The 17,089-nt window shown below is 65.2% G+C and carries 16 protein-coding genes; 10 read left to right on the forward strand and 6 right to left on the reverse strand.

The window, feature by feature from the left end:
• Positions 1 to 88 precede the first annotated feature (88 nt).
• Entirely contained in the window at positions 89 to 514 is a 426-nt protein-coding gene (locus ACR65K_RS12120) for a phage holin family protein (protein ID WP_056335712.1), read from the reverse strand.
• Positions 515 to 620: 106 nt separating this feature from the next.
• Here ACR65K_RS12120 and ACR65K_RS12125 point away from each other — a divergent pair, with 106 nt between their 5' ends.
• The 5 genes from ACR65K_RS12125 (at position 621) to ACR65K_RS12145 (ending at position 6,244) form a co-directional block, all read left to right on the forward strand.
• A complete protein-coding gene (locus ACR65K_RS12125; RefSeq protein WP_440153032.1) occupies positions 621 to 1,739 on the forward strand; it encodes a histidinol-phosphate transaminase in 1,119 nt (372 codons plus the stop codon).
• A 150-nt stretch (positions 1,740 to 1,889) separates the two neighbouring features.
• Positions 1,890 to 3,122: a pyruvate dehydrogenase (acetyl-transferring) E1 component subunit alpha gene (pdhA, locus tag ACR65K_RS12130; protein WP_440153033.1), complete on the forward strand. Its 1,233-nt coding sequence runs from the start codon at positions 1,890 to 1,892 to the stop codon at positions 3,120 to 3,122.
• Positions 3,122 to 4,102: an alpha-ketoacid dehydrogenase subunit beta gene (locus ACR65K_RS12135; RefSeq protein WP_440153034.1), complete on the forward strand. Its 981-nt coding sequence runs from the start codon at positions 3,122 to 3,124 to the stop codon at positions 4,100 to 4,102. The genes pdhA and ACR65K_RS12135 overlap by 1 nt, the downstream gene beginning before the upstream one ends.
• Before the next feature lie 7 nt (positions 4,103 to 4,109).
• Positions 4,110 to 5,597 (forward strand): 2-oxo acid dehydrogenase subunit E2, encoded by a 1,488-nt coding sequence (locus tag ACR65K_RS12140; protein ID WP_440153035.1) that lies wholly within the window; start codon positions 4,110 to 4,112, stop codon positions 5,595 to 5,597.
• A 14-nt stretch (positions 5,598 to 5,611) separates the two neighbouring features.
• A complete protein-coding gene (locus ACR65K_RS12145; RefSeq protein ID WP_440153087.1) occupies positions 5,612 to 6,244 on the forward strand; it encodes a phosphatase PAP2 family protein in 633 nt (210 codons plus the stop codon).
• A gap of 27 nt (positions 6,245 to 6,271) precedes the next feature.
• Here the strand turns inward: ACR65K_RS12145 and ACR65K_RS12150 are convergent, their stop codons facing one another.
• The 5 genes from ACR65K_RS12150 to ACR65K_RS12170 all read right to left on the reverse strand — a co-directional run bounded on the left by ACR65K_RS12150 (position 6,272) and on the right by ACR65K_RS12170 (position 10,022).
• Positions 6,272 to 6,607 (reverse strand): hypothetical protein, encoded by a 336-nt coding sequence (locus ACR65K_RS12150; RefSeq protein ID WP_082566808.1) that lies wholly within the window; start codon positions 6,605 to 6,607, stop codon positions 6,272 to 6,274.
• 179 nt (positions 6,608 to 6,786) lie between these two features.
• On the reverse strand, positions 6,787 to 7,215 hold the full coding sequence (locus ACR65K_RS12155; RefSeq protein WP_142029470.1) for a universal stress protein: 429 nt from the start codon (positions 7,213 to 7,215) through the stop codon (positions 6,787 to 6,789).
• A 44-nt stretch (positions 7,216 to 7,259) separates the two neighbouring features.
• Positions 7,260 to 8,552: an aminotransferase-like domain-containing protein gene (locus tag ACR65K_RS12160; RefSeq protein WP_440153037.1), complete on the reverse strand. Its 1,293-nt coding sequence runs from the start codon at positions 8,550 to 8,552 to the stop codon at positions 7,260 to 7,262.
• Positions 8,553 to 8,619: 67 nt separating this feature from the next.
• On the reverse strand, positions 8,620 to 9,282 hold the full coding sequence (locus ACR65K_RS12165) for a GerMN domain-containing protein (protein WP_440153038.1): 663 nt from the start codon (positions 9,280 to 9,282) through the stop codon (positions 8,620 to 8,622).
• A 182-nt stretch (positions 9,283 to 9,464) separates the two neighbouring features.
• Positions 9,465 to 10,022: an NAD(P)H-dependent oxidoreductase gene (locus tag ACR65K_RS12170; protein WP_056335685.1), complete on the reverse strand. Its 558-nt coding sequence runs from the start codon at positions 10,020 to 10,022 to the stop codon at positions 9,465 to 9,467.
• A gap of 118 nt (positions 10,023 to 10,140) precedes the next feature.
• On the opposite strand from ACR65K_RS12170, the gene ACR65K_RS12175 reads away from it, so the two are divergent.
• From ACR65K_RS12175 to ACR65K_RS12195, 5 genes are all read left to right on the forward strand, one after another.
• Positions 10,141 to 10,752 carry a TetR/AcrR family transcriptional regulator gene (locus ACR65K_RS12175; RefSeq protein WP_440153039.1) on the forward strand — a complete coding sequence of 204 codons (612 nt, stop codon included), beginning with the start codon at positions 10,141 to 10,143 and terminating at the stop codon, positions 10,750 to 10,752.
• Positions 10,753 to 11,107: 355 nt separating this feature from the next.
• Entirely contained in the window at positions 11,108 to 12,091 is a 984-nt protein-coding gene (locus tag ACR65K_RS12180) for an ABC transporter permease (RefSeq protein WP_056335679.1), read from the forward strand.
• A gap of 2 nt (positions 12,092 to 12,093) precedes the next feature.
• Positions 12,094 to 13,083: an ABC transporter permease gene (locus ACR65K_RS12185; protein WP_440153041.1), complete on the forward strand. Its 990-nt coding sequence runs from the start codon at positions 12,094 to 12,096 to the stop codon at positions 13,081 to 13,083.
• The gene (locus ACR65K_RS12190; RefSeq protein WP_440153043.1) at positions 13,080 to 15,278 is read left to right on the forward strand and encodes an ABC transporter ATP-binding protein; all 2,199 of its coding nucleotides are present in this window, start codon (positions 13,080 to 13,082) and stop codon (positions 15,276 to 15,278) included. The genes ACR65K_RS12185 and ACR65K_RS12190 overlap by 4 nt, the downstream gene beginning before the upstream one ends.
• A gap of 49 nt (positions 15,279 to 15,327) precedes the next feature.
• Positions 15,328 to 17,046, forward strand: coding sequence for an ABC transporter family substrate-binding protein (locus ACR65K_RS12195; protein ID WP_440153045.1), 1,719 nt, complete (start codon positions 15,328 to 15,330; stop codon positions 17,044 to 17,046).
• The last annotated feature ends 43 nt before the right edge of the window (positions 17,047 to 17,089 follow it).

The raw sequence follows: 17,089 nt of genomic DNA on the forward strand, positions 1-17,089 counted from the left end.
AGTTTTGCGAGTTGCCTACAGGGATGCCACCTGTGGGTACCTGTTTCCGGCCGCCTGCCTACTTACGGAAACCAAGCGGGCTGGGGAGTCAGCGTCTGCCGCCCGGCAGCAAGCCCGCTACCAGTGAGACCAGGGAGATGACGATCGCCGCAAGGACAGCGGTCCAGAAGAAGGAATCGATGGTGAGGTGCACGGGCGTGTAACTGCTGATCCAGGCAGTCAGGTACAGCATGGCGGCGTTGATCACGATGGCGAACAGGCCGAGGGTCAGGATGGTGATGGGAAGTGCCAGGAGCCTGACCAGTGGCCGCACGAGGGCGTTCACCACACCAAAGATGAGGCCGATGAAGAGGTAGGCCAGGACGATCCCAATGGTGTCGGTGTCCTGCGAAATCCCGGTCCTGGCCACAGCATCCGAAGCCGCCGTGCTTGAGATGTCCATTCCCGGCAGGATCCAGCTGGCCACCCAAAGAGCTGCGGCATTGACGATGACACGGAGCAGAAGTGAACCCATGGCACCATGCTTCCACATGGGTACTGGTGTGCGGCTGGCAGCATGCCCCAATTTCACGGGGTTTGCTCCCTGATCTCCCTGGGACCCTGGAAGTAGGCTAGAAGCCATGACTTCATCTAAGACCAGGGCCGGCGGCATCGCACCCCGCCCGGTATTGGACCGGCTGCCCCGCTATGCCGCAGGAAAGCCGCCGGCCGCCGTCAGCGGACTGGCCAGCTACAAGCTGTCATCGAACGAAAACCCGCTGCCGCCGATTCCGGCCGTTCTCGAGGCGATCGCCAACCAGTCGGACTTCAACAGGTACCCGGACCCGCTGAGCAGCAAACTGCGGGCCGCCCTCGCAGAATTCCTTGGCGTGCCCGCCGAAGACATCGTCGCCGGCGCCGGAAGCCTGGGCGCCTTGAACCAGATCCTGGCCACCTTTGCCGGCCAGAACGAGGACGGCAAGGCAGACGAAGTCATCTATGCCTGGCGCTCCTTTGAGGCGTACCCCATCAGCGTGGGCCTTGCGGGTGCCGAAAGCGTTCGCATTCCTGTGACCGCGGACGGGCGGCATGACCTGGAGGCGATGGCGGCCGCCGTGACCGCCCGCACCAAGGTCATATTGCTCTGCACGCCCAACAACCCCACCGGGCCGGCCCTTGCCGCGGCTGAAACCGAAGCTTTCATCCGGTCCGTGCCGACCGACGTCGTGGTGGTTATCGATGAGGCCTACCAGGAGTTTGTCAGGGCCGCCGACGCCGTCGACGGGATCGACCTCTACCGCAAATACCCGAACGTAGTAGTGCTCCGTACCTTTTCCAAAGCACACGGCCTGGCCGGCCTGCGCGTGGGCTACAGCGTCTCCCATCCGGAATTGACCCAGTACCTCAGGGTGGCCGCAACCCCGTTCGCCGTCTCCCAAATAGCCGAAAAAGCCGCAATTGTTTCCCTTGCGAATTACCCCCAGGTTGTGGAAAGGGTACAAAAACTGGTGGATGAACGGGCGCGGGTAACAGCGGGTCTTCGTGAGCTTGGATGGAATATTCCGGATGCCCAGGGCAACTTCGTATGGCTTGCCCTTGGTGCCGAAAGTGCCGCTTTCGCAGAGCTGGCAGGTACCCGCGCGCTCTCCGTGCGGGCATTCCCCGGGGAGGGTGTGCGGGTAAGCATCGGGGAACCGGAGGCCAACACCCGGTTCCTCCAGTTGTGTGCCGACTATACAAAGGCACCGGCAACTTCCTAGCACTTAACAAGTAGCCCTCCCGCTACCTACCGAAGATAAAGTTAGGATCAGTAAGCCAATGTATATGCCGTGAAGGGAATGTATTCCTTATGAGGCATATATCCCAGCGACATTTGCATTGCATCCGGATGCGGCAAGCAAGGAGACGGTATGGGCACTCATCTGCCTTCCACCGAGTTCGACGGAACAGCGGTAGACGACCAGCGGGAAGCCGATGCTGAGGCCGTCATGGGCGAGCCCGCGGCCCAGATGGTGCAACTGCTCGGCCCGGACGGGAAGCTGGGCGCCGATCCGGTCTTCAGCGCCTACGCGGACAAACTGACCCAGGAGGACCTGCGCGGTCTGTACGCGGACATGGCCGCGATCCGCCGGTTCGACGTTGAAGCCACCGCCCTTCAGCGCCAGGGCCAACTGGCACTGTGGGTACCGTTGACCGGCCAGGAAGCAGCGCAGATCGGCTCGGGCAGGGCCAGCCAGCCGCAGGACTACATCTTCCCCACCTACCGCGAGCACGGTGTCGCGCTGACCCGCAACGTGGACCTGGCCGAACTCCTGCGCCAGTTCCGGGGAGTCTCCAACGGCGGCTGGAACCCCAAGGACACCAACTTCCACCTCTACACCTTGGTCCTGGCTGCCCAGACCCTGCACGCGGTGGGTTACGCCATGGGGATCCAGCGCGACCAGAAGCTCGCCGCAGCAACGGATGGGGCCAAAGAGCAGCCCGATGCTGCAGTCATCGCCTACTTCGGCGACGGCGCCAGCTCCGAGGGCGATGTGCACGAGTCCATGGTGTTTGCCTCCTCCTACAAGGCGCCGGTGGTGTTCTTCTGCCAGAACAACCACTGGGCCATTTCGGTACCCACCAACGTCCAGACCCGGGTGCCGCTCTCGAACCGCGCCAAGGGCTACGGTTTCCCCGGGATCCGTGTGGACGGCAATGACGTCATCGCCGTGCACGCAGTCACCGAGTGGGCGCTGGAGCACGCGCGCCAGGGCAACGGTCCCGTCCTCATCGAGGCGTTCACCTACCGCGTGGGCGCCCACACCACCGCCGACGACCCCACCAAGTACCGCCCGTCAACCGAGGAAGACGCCTGGCGGGCCAAGGATCCGCTAACACGGCTCGAGAAGTACCTGCGTGCCCAGGATCTTGCGGACGATGCCTTCTTCGCGAAGGTCAAAGCCGACGGCGATGAGCTGGCCGCGTATGTCCGGCGCACCGCCCATGACCTTGAAGACCCGGACATCCGGCAGGCCTTCGCCAACGTCTATGCCCAGGCGCACCCGCTGGTGGCCGAGGAGCTGGCGTGGTTCGAGGAGTACAGTGCAGGATTCGCCGGCGAGGAAGAGTCCGCCGGGCAGGCAGCAAAGGCAGGCCACTGATGACCACCATGACCATCGCCAAGGCCATTAACGAAGGCCTCCGGGCCACCCTGGCCGCCAACCCCAAATCCCTGCTGATGGGCGAGGACATTGGCCCCCTGGGCGGCGTCTACCGGGTGACGGACGGCCTGATCGGCGAGTTCGGTCCGGACCGGGTGGTGGACACGCCGCTGGCCGAATCCGGCATCATCGGCACCGCCATTGGCCTTGCCCTGCGCGGGTACAGCCCGGTCTGCGAGATCCAGTTCGACGGGTTCGTCTTCCCCGGCTTTAACCAGATCACCACGCAGCTGGCCAAGATGCACGCCCGCAGCCACGGCAACCTCACGGTTCCCGTGGTCATCCGCATCCCGTACGGCGGCGGCATCGGCTCCGTGGAGCACCACTCCGAATCCCCCGAAGCATTGTTCGCCCATACGGCAGGCCTGCGCATCATCACCCCCTCCAACCCGCACGACGCCTACTGGATGATCCAGCAGGCCGTGGAGTGCCAGGACCCGGTGATCATCTTCGAGCCCAAGCGCCGCTACTGGCTCAAGGGCGAGGTTGACGTCCAGGCGCCGGGCCCGTCGGAAGACCCCTTCAAGGCCCACGTGCTGCGTGAAGGCACCGATGCCACCGTGGTTGCCTACGGCCCCCTGGTTCCCGTGGCGCTTGCCGCCGCAAACGCCGCGGCCGAGGACGGCAGGAGCGTGGAAGTCATCGACCTTCGCTCCATTTCCCCCATTGACTTCGATACCGTCACCGCGTCCGTTCAAAAGACCGGCCGGTTGATCGTGGCGCATGAGGCACCGACGTTCGGTGGAATCGGCGGTGAAATCGCCGCGCGCATCAGTGAACGTGCGTTCCACTCGCTCGAGGCCCCGGTGATCCGCGTCGGCGGATTCCACATGCCCTATCCCGTTGCCAAGGTGGAGGAAGACTACCTTCCGGACATCGACCGCATCCTGGAGGCGCTGGACCGCGCCCTCTCCTACTGAGGACACCATGACCCTGAACAAGTTCAATCTGCCTGATGTCGGCGAGGGCCTCACCGAGGCGGAAATCGTCTCCTGGAAGGTCAAGCCGGGCGACGCCGTCGCCATCAATGACGTCCTTTGCGAGATTGAAACCGCCAAGTCCATTGTGGAACTGCCGTCTCCGTTTGCCGGGACGGTCAGCGAGCTGCTGGTGGACGAAGGGGTGACCGTGGACGTCGGCACCGCCATCATCAGCGTCAGCGACGATGTCTCCGGCGATCCGACGCCGGCAGACGTCCGGGCGCCGGAGACGCCCGCTGAACATGAGACGCCGGTGCAGCCGCTGTACGGCAAGCTTCCGGAGGACGCGGCAGAGGACACAGCAGCCGATGGCGGCACGGGCGGAAGTGCCCCGGCCGCCGGTCCGCTGGTGGGTTCCGGCCCCAAAGCCGATGCCGTCAAGCGGCGCCCGCGGAAGACCACGCCGGCCGCCGCCGTGACCGTCAACGCCCCGCAGGTCGAGCCCGTCCAGCCGCACACGCCCGCTGCTGTGACCGCCACCGAACCCGCCGCCGTCGACAACCGCCCCACCTTTGGCGGCACCATTACGGGCTTGGTCAACCGGGTGCTGGCCAAGCCGCCGGTGCGCAAGATCGCCCGGGACCTTGGCATCGACCTCGCGGATGTTGTTGCCACCGGTTCACGGGGCGAGGTGACGCGCGAGGACCTGGTCAGCTACCAGGCGCAGCGCGACGCCGAACTGGACAAGGCGGACGGATTCTGGGGCAAGGCCGGTAAGCCGCAGGACCAGCGCTTGGAGCGCATCCCGGTCAAGGGCGTCCGCAAGGCCACGGCAAAGGCGATGGTGGAATCCGCCTTCGCCGCGCCGCATGTCAGCATCTTCGTGGACGTCGATGCCAGCCGCACCATGGAATTCGTCAAGCGGCTCAAGGCCTCCCGGGACTTTGAGGGGATCAAGGTCTCGCCGCTCCTCATCCTCGCCAAGGCCGTCATCTGGGCGGCCGCCCGGAACCCCAGCGTGAATGCCTCATGGGTGGACAACGAGGACTCCGACACCGCTGAAATCCATGTCAAGCACTTCATGAACCTGGGCATTGCCGCTGCAACCCCGCGCGGACTGATGGTCCCCAACATCAAGAACGCCCAGGACCTGTCCCTGAAGGAGCTGGCCCTGGCGCTGAACAACCTGGCCACCACTGCCAGGGCCGGGAAGACCCAGCCGGCCGAGATGCAGGGCGGCACGCTCACCATCACCAACATCGGCGCCCTGGGCATCGACACCGGCACGCCCATCATCAACCCGGGCGAGGTGGCCATCGTCGCCTTCGGAACCATCAAGCAAAAGCCCTGGGTCCTGGACGGTGAGGTAATTCCCCGCTGGATCACCACGCTGGGAGGATCCTTCGACCACCGCGTGGTGGATGGTGATCTGTCGGCCCGGTTCATGGCCGACGTCGCGGCCATCCTGGAAGAGCCCGCGCTCCTCCTGGACTAGGGCCTTTGGGCCAGATCTTGGACAAGGAAGTGACGGTAAGCAGCGGCTCCATCCGGGTCAGGAACCACGCCGCCAAGTGGCTGACGGAGGTCTTCCAGCCGCCGGTGGTGGTCAGCATCCAACTGCTGGTCAGCCCCCTGCCGGAGGCCGGATTCCCCGAAACCATCGGTTACGGTGCCCTGGCGGCCCTCTTTGTATGTGTGGTTCCACTCCTGGTGTTGCTGGTGCTGGTCCGGCTGGGAAAGGTCACCGACCACCACGTGAGCGACCGGAAGCAGCGCGCCCCTGTGCTCCTGATGGCGCTGGGCTGCATTGCTGTGGGTTTGCTGGTGCTGAACGCCGTGGACGCGCCCCGGAGTGTGACCGCAATGGTCCTGGCGGTGGTGGGCGGAGTTGCCGTCCTGGCGGCCGTCAGCCCGTTCTGGAAAATGAGCGGCCATGCCGCTGCCATGTCCTGCGCCGCCGTCGTATTGGTGCTGATGCTCGGCCCCGCCTGGGCTCCGCTGCTGCTCCTGGTTCCCGCGGTCAGCTGGTCACGTGTGGTCCTGCGGGCTCATACGCCGGCGCAGGTGGTGGCCGGCTCGCTCTTTGGCGGGATGGTGATGGCCGGCATCTGGTGGCTGCTGCAGGGCTTGCTGGTGGCCTGAACGCACCCGTGCCGGGAGGCGCCCGTCCTAGTACGCGGAGTAGGCGGTGAGTGCCTCGAGCAGGGCAGGATCAGCAGTGGTCCCCAAAACCACAGCGGCTGCGGTCATCAGGCCGCCCATCAGGGCCGCCATTCCGGCCCAGGCGCCTAGGAGCTTCCAGTCCTCGCGCAGGACGCTCCGCACGGTCTGGGGAAGCTCAAGCCCCGGCGCGATCAGGTTGGGGGCGCTGTCCAGGGTGCCGTCATCGAGGAGTGCAACAACCCTGCCGTTGCTGCGGTCCACCCGCATGGAGGAGATGTGGTTGCCGTGGCGGGCCAGGAGGATGTCGTGGCCAACGAGCTGGCGGCGCTGCAAGGTGATCAAGGGGAGCCCTTCGCTGGGGGTGGATTCGTCAGTGTCCACGCCTTTGGGGGCCTCCTCCAATTTTATCTTTGCGCCAGCAGCCGAAACGGTGAAATGGCGGTGAGAACGGACACCCCCCGCAGCGATATCCGCCACCACGGGGCGTGTCCGCCGTTACGCCGGCGGCCAGTCCTGAGGGATTAGTCGGCGTCGTAGGTGTTGGCGATGTACACGTCGCAGGGCGCGTTGTGGGCCACGCTGTTGGCCACGCTGCCAAGGACGCGCCCGATGCCCTGCATGCGCCGGTTTCCCACCACGATGATCCGTGCATCCATCCGAAGGGCTTCCTTGATGAGGGCGTCGGCCGGGCGTCCCCGTGCCGCAGAATACGTCACCGTGATGTCCCGGCCCAGCGATTCCGCCACCGTCCTGGCAACCTGCTCCGCGGCGTCGGCGTCAGAGACGATCCAGCGGTCGCTGCCGCTGCCGAACACTTCGGTCTTGTCGCTGTCGAAAGCGGACACGACGTGCAGGGATGCGCCCAGGGCTGCCGCCAGGTCCTTGGCTGACTGCGCCGCCCTCTTCGCGGTCTCGCTGCCGTCAACCCCTACAACAATGATTCCAGCCATATGCATGCTCCTTTGCTCGGTTTTCGGCACTCGTGTGGCTTACGCTACAGCGCGGCGATGGCTTCCTGCAGCACCGGCGCCAACCGGCGCACTCCCTCGGCGATGGCTTCGGGAGGTACGGCGCTGAACGCGAGCCGCAGCTTGTTGGACGGATCGTCCGACGGCGTGAAGGCGGCGCCGGGGATAAACACGACGCCCGCATCGATCGCCTTGTGCAGCAGCGGGTAGGTATCAACGCCCTCAGGCAGCGTCACCCAGACGAAGAAGCCGCCCTGCGGGCTGGTCCAGGTGGTCCCCGCGGGCATGTATTCCTTGAGGGCGGCGAGCATGGCACGGCAGCGCTCGGCGTACAGCCCGCGGTAGGTTTCGATCTGGCCTTTCCAGTCGTAGCCGCGCAGGTACGCCGAGACCAGCATCTGGTTCAGGGCAGGCGGGCAAAGCGTTACCGACTCCGCCGCCAGGTAGTAGCGTCGCTGGAGGTGCTCCGGCACAAGCGCCCAGCCGATGCGCAGTCCGGGCGCGAAAATCTTGGAGAAGGACCCCAGGTAGATCACGTCGTCAGGGTTTGCCGCCCGCAAGGGAGCAAGGGGCTCCCCCTCGAAGCGGAGCAGGCCGTACGGGTTGTCCTCCAGGACCAGAATATTCGCTCTTCGGCATATATCCACCACCTGCTGCCTGCGCTCCTTGGCCAGGGTGATGCCGGACGGATTGTTGAAGTTGGGGATGGTGTAGAGGAACTTGACGCTTTTGCCGGCCAGCTGCAGGGCGGCGATCCGCGCTTCCAGCAGTTCCGGAACCAGGCCGTACTGGTCCATTTCCACGGTCTCCACCTGGACCTGGTAGGACTCAAACGTGTTGAGCGCGCCCACGTAAGTGGGGTCTTCCACCAGCACCACGTCCCCCGGATTGCAGAAGAGCTTGGTGGCCACGTCCTGGGCCGACTGGGAACCTGCGGTGATCACCACGTTCTCCGGCCGGGCATCCAGGATCCCTTCGGCGGCCATGACCTCGCAGATCTGCGCGCGGAGCTCGGCCGTTCCCTGCCCGGCCCCGTACTGGAGGGCGGTCAGGCCATCTCCGGCAATGATTTTGGCTGCCGTTTCGGCCAGCCGCTCCAGCGGAAGCGACTGCAGGTAGGGGCTTCCACCCGCCAGGGACACCAGGCCGGGCCGCAGGGAGATGTCGAAGACATCCCTGACTGCCGACTGCCGGATGTTCGCCGCCCGGGCAGAAAACAGCTCCTCATGCCGGTGCGCGGAGGTGGCGGCACGCTCGATCGCGTCGATGGCTTCCGCGGGCAGCGTGCCTGCGGAAGCGTCAAGTGTTTCGTGGGTCACAAAGTCAGGATACAGCTACTTGTTGCTTCAAAAGCAACAGTTGTTTATCAACGATTTACCGACTGGCTCACTTCGATTTCAGGAAATCGGCGAGGGCCTCGCCATTAATGTAGATGTCAGCCCTGATGGCCCCCACGGCCTGAAGGGCCGTCTGGGTGAGCTGGGCCTCGATGCGGGGAAGGTCGCAGGTCCCGCCCGGCTTGAGGGTGCCCGCCAGGTAGACCGTGACCGTGGTGCCGTCAAAACTTCCGGACAGGAACTTCAGCCGGGAACCGCCCACCGCGTTGAACAGCCCGCCGTGCTGCTGTTCGCCGTCCAGCAGGCCTCCCATCGCGGCCTTGAGCCGGGTATCCCCGGCGCCCCCTGCCGGGGCGGAGCCAACCAGGCTGTCGTTGCAGCCGAAGCGCACGCCGTGCCTCCCGCCGTCGTCCACCATCACGAAGTAGGACGTTACCGGCGGAACCATGGCCGCTGCTGTGGCCTGCGGGGTGGGTTCCGGTATTCCTGCCGCCCGCCCATACTGCGCACCAAGGGTGCTGCCGCCCATCGTGGCCGGCAGGAGGGCCAGCGGGGCAGAGCTGGCTGCGGCAGTTCCGGCAGTTGCAGGCGGGGAAGATTCCTGGGGCTGGGAGAGCGGGGCACTGCAAGCGGAGAGCAGCAGCGCAAGGCAGCCCGCTGCCGCCGTCAGGCTGCCGGGGCCACCGCCGCCCCGACTCCTTCTTTTTGCCATGGGGCACCGCAATCCGATCCGGTAGTTTCCAGTGGATTAACGCTACGGCCACCCCTGCCCGCCCGGATGTCCGGAAGATACCGGTTGGGATAAGAGTTGGTCACGGCCTTGGAAGTGCCCTTTAACGCACCGCGCCCGGCACGCGGAGTTGCGTGCCGGGCGCGGCCAGGTTGCGCGGGAGCCTAGGCTGCCGGTGCTGCGGCGGCCAGGGCGTCGAAGATGCCCTTGATCTGCTCCACTACCTCGGCGTCGTCCTTGGGGTGCACTTCTGCGAAACGCACCATGGAGCCGGGGACGGCGAGTTTGACGTCGTCCAGGATCTGAGCGCCGGCAATGCCGGCGGCCTTGCGGGCCTCGTCCTGGGCCCACACGCCGCCGTACTGGCCAAACGCGGTACCGACGACGGCGGTCGGTTTGCCAGCCAGGGCGCCGGCGCCGAAGGGGCGGGACAGCCAGTCGATGGCGTTCTTCAGGGCGGCGGGAACGGTGCCGTTGTGTTCGGGCGTGACCAGCAGGAGGGTGTCGGCCTCTTCCGCGGCGGCACGCAGTGCTGCGGCGGCAGCCGGCACCTGGCCCTCCACGTCGATGTCCTCGTTATAGAACGGGATGTTGCCCAGGCTTTCGTGGATCACCACGTCCACCTGTTCGGGGGCGTTGAGCTGGATGGCTTCGGCCAGCTTCTGGTTGGTGGACTCGGCGCGGAGGCTGCCCACAAGGGTAAGGACGGTGCTCTTGGTCATGGAATCTCCTGGCTAGGGTCGCGGCGGGGACCGCGTTCGATAGTGAGAGGCTCGGGGAGCCATCACTGGACTAAACGGACCGTAGTCCGGTTCTATTCCCCGTGACTACACTGTCTTTGTGAGTTCCATCCCAGTGCGGCCGGGAATGACACCGGTGACGGCCGCGGAACGCAGCGATGCTGCCCGGAACCGGGAACGGCTCCTGCTGGCTGCCCGGGAATTGATCGGGCAGGGCGGGGTGGCGGCACTTACGATGGACCGCCTGGCGGAACACGCTGGCGTTGGCAAGGGAACCATCTTCCGCCGCTTCGGCAGCCGCGCCGGATTAATGCTGACGCTGCTGGACGATTCGGAGGCCGCCTTCCAAGCCCGCGTTCTGTTCGGCGCCCCGCCCCTGGGGCCGGGCGCCGCGCCGCTGGACCGGCTGATCGCCTTTGGTGCCGGACGGATCGCCTACGTGCTGGAATACGGGGACCTGGTCCTCGCGGCCGGCCATGCCTCCCGCGGCAGGTTTGACGTCCCGGCCGCCGCGCTCTGGAACCACCACGTGCAGATGCTCCTGCGCGAAGCCGGCGTCGATTCCCCTGAACCGTGGCTGATGGCGGGATCCCTCAATGCCACCCTGGACGCTGAACGGCTCCTGCACCTTGTCCGCGACCATGGAGTGACCATCGAGCGGCTGGCAACTTCCTGGCGCGATCTTGTCACACGGGTGGCAGGCGGCGCGTAGATTACGCGGTTGATTGCTCCTGCGTCCAGTCAAACCAACTTCACAGAACTATTCATAACGATCTGATACGGCGCGCCTGATTTCCGGCGATGGCGGCACTTTTCAGGTGACGGCTTGTGATAGTTTCCTCTGGAATGTGACCCGCGACATAGTCCACCAGGACCTGCCCTAGGGCTGCGGGAGGCCAGCTACCCGCTGGTGCAGAACCCGGTGAGGCGGCACAATCCGTGCTTGGCCGGGGACGACGGAAGGATCCAGCAGTGATGGTTGAATTGGCCAAAGGCACGGCACGCCAGCGGACACCGGAGTGTTCCTCCGTCCAGCATCCGGCGGCACCGCTGAAGAATTAGCACCCATGCTCAAGTACCTTGCCAAGCGCGGCATCACCTATGTGGTGATGATCTTCCTCACCACCTCCGCCGGTTACTTCCTGGCCGTCAGCTCGCTCAAGCCGGCACTGCTCGAGCAGGAGCGGATCCCGCGGCCCACCCCGGAGCAGGTTGCCAACTCAATGCGACTGAAGGGCCTGGACCCGGACCTTAGCCCGTGGGAGCGCTACGTTGACTGGCTCACCGGCATTGTCACCCGCTGGGACTGGGGGCGCAGCCCCAACGGTGCCTACATCAACGCAGAGTTCGGGGACCGCGTATGGATCTCCACCCGGCTTTTCCTGGCTTCCATCATCCTGACCCTGGTCATCGGCGTCGCACTCGGCGTCTATTCGGCGGCACGGCAGTACAAGTTCCAGGACCGTGTCATTACGTCCTACAGCTACCTGGCGTACATCGTGCCCGCACCCATCGCCTACTTCCTGGTGCAGCTGGGAGCCATCAACATCAACGAATCCGTGGGTGACCGGATCTTTTTCGTCACCGGCATTTCCACCCCCGGCATCGCGCCCGGCTGGGCCCAGTTCGTTGACATGGTGGCGCACTATGTAGTGCCCACGGTGGCTATCACCCTCGTCGGGTGGGGCGCGTACCAGATTGCCCAGCGGCAATACCTGCTGGACAACGTCAACGCCGACTTTGTCCGCACCGCCCGGGCCAAGGGGCTCACCCGGAACCAGGCCATTGCCCGGCACGCGCTTCGCGTGTCCTTCATTCCGGTGGCCCAGAGCATCGCCTTTACCATCCCGGCCATCTTCGCCGGCGGCTTCTTCGCTGAAAAGATCTTCGCCTGGCCAGGCGTGGGGTCCTGGAGCATCGATGCCATCTCGTTGCAGGACGTCAATGCCGCCACGGCCACCCTGGCCTACGGCTCCGTGATCTTTGCGCTGGGCGCCATCCTGGCGGACTTCGCCACCACGCTTGTCGACCCGAGAGTGCGGGTGCAGTAGCCATGACCAACCTGAACGCCGTTGACCCGGCAGCCGTGGCGCAGGACGCGCACCTGGAAAGCGCCGACGTCGTCATTGGCAAGAACACCATCATTTTCCGCCGCTTCCTGCGGAACAAGACCGCTGTGGCGGGCCTGGCCATCTTCCTGGCCCTGACGGCTTTCTCGTTCATCGGGGGGTTCTTCACCCCGTGGGACAAGGAAACCATCGACCCCTTCAACATCGGGATGCCGCCGTCGGCTGACCACTACCTCGGAACGTCACAGGCGGGCATCGACCTGTACGCCATGACCGTGGAGGGCACCAGGATCTCCATCCTGATCGGCCTGGTGGTAGGCCTGGTGTCGGTCCTGATCGCCGCCGTCTACGGCTGCAGCATGGCCTACTTTGGCGGCAAGGTGGACAAGGTCATGCTGTTCATCCTGGAGGCGCTGATCATGATGCCGGCGCTCCTGGTGGTGGCAGTCGCCACCAGCGGCGGCGGCGCCGGCCTCAAACGCGACCTCCCCTCCTGGCTGCTGCTCATCATTGTCCTGCTCGTGTTCAGCTGGATGGGCACCGCCCGGTTGATCCGCTCCATGTCCATGTCCCTCATGCAGCGGGACTTCGTTAAAGCAGCCCAGTACATGGGTGTCCCGCCGCGCCGGATCGTCTGGCGGCACCTGGTGCCCAACATCGGCTCGCTGCTGATCCTGGACATCACCCGCGGCGTCACCGCAGCCATCCTCGCCGAGGTGGCCTTTTCCTTCATTGGTATCGGGATCAAGGTCCCGGATGTGAGCCTCGGCGTGCTGATCGGCGGCGCTACGTCCCAGGTGCAGACCTTCCCCTGGATGTTCTGGGTGCCGCTGGCCGTCATGTTCCTGCTGACCGGCTCGCTGGCCATGATGAACGACGGCCTGCGGGACGCCTTCGACCCCAGCTCCAGTTCCACCGGCAAGGCCAAGAAGGCCAAAGCCCGGAAAACCACGGCGGAAAAGAAGACGGCATGAGCAGCGAAACCACCACCGGAGCCATGGAACCCGCACGGTCAGATGTGGAGCGCCTGCACGTGGCGGGACTGCACGCCCCCACCGACGCAGTGCTGTCCGTCCGTGACCTGAACGTCCGCTTCAACTCGGAGAACGGCGTGGTCCATGCCGTCAGGGGCGTCGACTTCGACCTGATGCCGGGCAAGACGCTGGGAATCGTGGGGGAATCGGGTTCCGGCAAATCCGTCACCTCGCTGGCCATCATGGGGCTCCTCCCGCCCACGGCCCAGGTCTCCGGCTCCGTCCGGCTCAAGGGCCGGGAGCTGCTGGGGCTCAGCGACAAGGACATGTGCAAGTACCGCGGCAACGAGCTCGCCATGGTCTTCCAGGATCCCCTGTCTTCCCTCACTCCCGTGTTCACGGTGGGCACCCAGATCGTCGAGGCGCTGACCATCCACCACCCCGCCATGAGCAGGACAGCCAAGGAAGCCCGCGCCGTCGAGCTGCTGGCCATGGTGGGAATCCCCAGCCCCAGGGAACGGCTGAAAGCCTTCCCGCATGAGTTCTCCGGGGGCATGCGGCAACGGGTCATGATCGCCATCGCCATCGCCAACAATCCGCGCGTCCTGATCGCGGATGAGCCGACGACGGCCCTGGACGTCACCATCCAGGCCCAGGTCCTTGAGGTGCTCCACACGGCGCAGGAGGAGACCGGTGCCGCGGTGGTGATGATCACGCACGACCTCGGCGTGGTGGCCGGCATGGCAGACGACATCATGGTCATGTACGCGGGCAAGCCGGTGGAAACCGGTGCAGTGGATGACATCTACTACAACCCCCGGATGCCGTACACCATGGGCCTGCTCGGCGCCGTGCCCCGGGTGGATGTGGCGGAGAAGTCCTCGCTCGTTCCCATCGAGGGGATGCCGCCCAACCTGCTTCACGCCCCCGTCGGATGCTCGTTCGCTCCCCGCTGCCCCCTTGCCTCCGAGGCCTGCCTCGACAGCGAGCCCGCCCTGGCGCCCGTCGACGGACAGGGACTGCACCGTGCCGCCTGCATCAAGTCCGAGGCCCTGGGTGGGGACGTGGACGTCCACGACGTATTCGCCGCCCCGCCGGTGCCGGTGTCCCGGTTCGACGCCGTCCCCCGGGCAGAGCGCACCACCGTCCTGCAGCTCAAGGACGTGCGGAAACACTTCCCGCTCACCAGGGGTGCCCTGATCAAGCGCCGGATCGGCACCGTCAAGGCGGTGGACGGCCTCAGCTTCGACATCCGGGAAGGTGAATGCTTCTCCATCGTGGGCGAATCGGGATCGGGCAAGACCACCACGCTCCTGGAAATCATGGAGTTCCACGCGGACCAGGACGGCGAGGTGGTGATCGGCGGCCTGAGCAACAAGCAGGCCGCCGATGCGAAGACCAAAGCCAAAATGCGCCGCGAGCTCCAGATGGTGTTCCAGGACCCCACGGGTGCCCTGGATCCGAGGTTCACAGTGTACGAAGTCCTTGCCGAACCCTTGCAGAACGCGGGCATGGACCGGGCAGCCATCCGGAAGCGGATCATGGAGCTGATGAAGCTCGTGGGCCTGCAGCCGGACCACGTCAACCGCTTCCCCAACCAGTTCTCCGGCGGCCAGCGCCAACGCATCGGCATCGCCCGCGCGCTGGCGGTGAACCCCAAGCTGGTGGTCCTGGATGAACCCGTCTCGGCCCTCGATGTCTCAGTGCAGGCCGGCGTGATCAACCTCCTGGACCACCTGCGCGCCGAACTGGGTCTGAGCTACCTGCTGGTGGCGCATGACCTCTCGGTGGTACGCCACATCTCCAACCGCGTGGCGGTGATGTACCTGGGCAAGATCGTGGAGATCGGGGCCGTAGACCGGGTCTTCGACAACCCCCGCCATCCCTACACCCGGGCCCTCCTGTCCGCCATCCCCGTGCCGGATCCCCAGCTGGAACGCACCCGCGAACGCATCATCCTCCAGGGCGACCTGCCCTCACCGCTCCAGGCGCCCAAAGGCTGCAACTTCGCCACCCGTTGTCCTGTCTTCGCGGCGCTGCCGCCGGCCAAGCAGGAGAAATGCCTGACCCTGGAACCGCCCCTGGAAGCAGCAGCGTCCGCCATGGACCAGCAATTCGCCTGCTTCTTCCCGGACGGCGAACTGGATGAGGACATGCTGGTGGTCCACGAAACGGCGGACCACCATGCGCCCTGAGACTTATCGACCCACACGCACCACCACTCGCACCAATGAAGGGAAAACCATGAGGAAACTGAACAGGATCGGCGGAGCTGCAGCTGTTGCTGCGGCCCTGACGCTGACGGCCTGCGGCGGTGGCGGCGGTGCCAGCGGCCCCGAAACAGCCAAGGGGCAGGAGGCAGGCAGCGACCTGTCCAAGCTGATCAGCATCAACGAGAAGCCTGCGGCGGACCTTGAGCAGGGCGGCAAGGTCACCCTGCCGCTGGGCAACATCGGGCCCGACTTCAACGGGTTTTCCAACAACGGCAACAGTGCGGACAACTCCGCCCTGCAGGTCCCCATGAACCCGGTTGCCATGAACAGCGGCGGCGTCGGCGGCTGCTGGAAGGTGGACTTCCAGGGCAAGGTCACTCCCAACAAGGACTTCTGCGAGTCGGTGGACAGCGTGGTCAAGGACGGCAAGCAGACCATCACCATCAAGGTGAACCCCAAGGCCACCTACAACGACGGCACCCCGATTGACGTCAAGGCCTTCAAGAACACCTGGAACATCCTCAAGAGCCCTGACGCCGGCTACGACATTGTCAGCTCCGGCGCCTACGAATTTGTTGATTCCGTCGAGGCAGGCAGCAGCGACAAGGAAGTCATCGTCAAGACGACCCGCCCGGTCTTCCCGGTGGATTCGCTCTTCTTCGGTCTCATCCACCCCGCCGTCAACACCCCGGAGGTCTTCAATGAAGGCTTCAACGGCAACATGCACCCCGAGTGGATGGCAGGCCCCTTCAAGCTCGACCAGTACGACACTGCAGCCAAGACTGTCACCCTGGTACCCAACGACAAGTGGTGGGGCACCAAGCCGGTGCTGGCCAACGTGACCTTCCGCCAGCTGGAAACCAGCGCGCAGATCGCGGCCTTCAAGAACGGCGAGATCGATGCTATGTCCGCCAACACCATCTCCCTCTACAAGCAGCTTGACGGCACCAAGAATTCAGAAGTCCGCCGCGGCCAGCGCCTCTTCGCCGGCGGCATGAACCTGAACGCCCAGCGCATCACCGACGTCAACGTCCGCAAGGCCATCTTCGCCGCCGTGGACCGTGAAGCCCTGCGCAAGGTGCGGTTCAACGGCCTGAACTGGGAAGAGCCCAGCTCCGGTTCCATGATGCTGCTGCCGTTCTCCGAGTACTACCAGGACAACTACCCCGTCAAGGAAACCGGCCCGGACGCCGCCAAAAAGGTCCTCACCGACGCCGGCTACAAGGCCAACGCCAACGGCATCATGGAGAAGGACGGTAAGCCCGCGGCCTTCAAGATCAGCAACTTCGGCGACGATCCCACCACCCTCGCCTTCACCCAGACCCTGCAGAAGCAGCTCCAGGCTGGCGGCATGGACGTGGGCATCGATCAGCGCGCCTCCGCCGACTTCGGCAAGGTTCTCGGTTCCCGCGAGTTCGACATGAGTGTCTCCGGCTACACCGTGGGCGCGGACGCCACCGACGCCGTCAAGCAGTACTACGACTCCAAGACCAACGAGAACAAGCTGGGCGACGCGGAGCTGGACAAGAAGATCGCGGACCTTGCCTCCATCGAGGACAATGCAGCCCGCAACAAGGCTGCAATGGACGTGGAGAAGGAGCACATGGCGAAGTACTTCTCCATGGGCGTGGTCATGAACGGCCCGCAGATCTCCTTCGTCCGCACCGGCCTGGCCAACTATGGCCCGTCCCTGTTCCAGAGCACCTCGCAGGTTCCGGACTGGACCACCATCGGCTGGGAAAAGAAGTAACTGCCGCGGCTGCAACCGCGTAACACCGGAAGCCGGTATCCCT

This window comes from Arthrobacter sp. SAFR-179 (assembly GCF_059414945.1).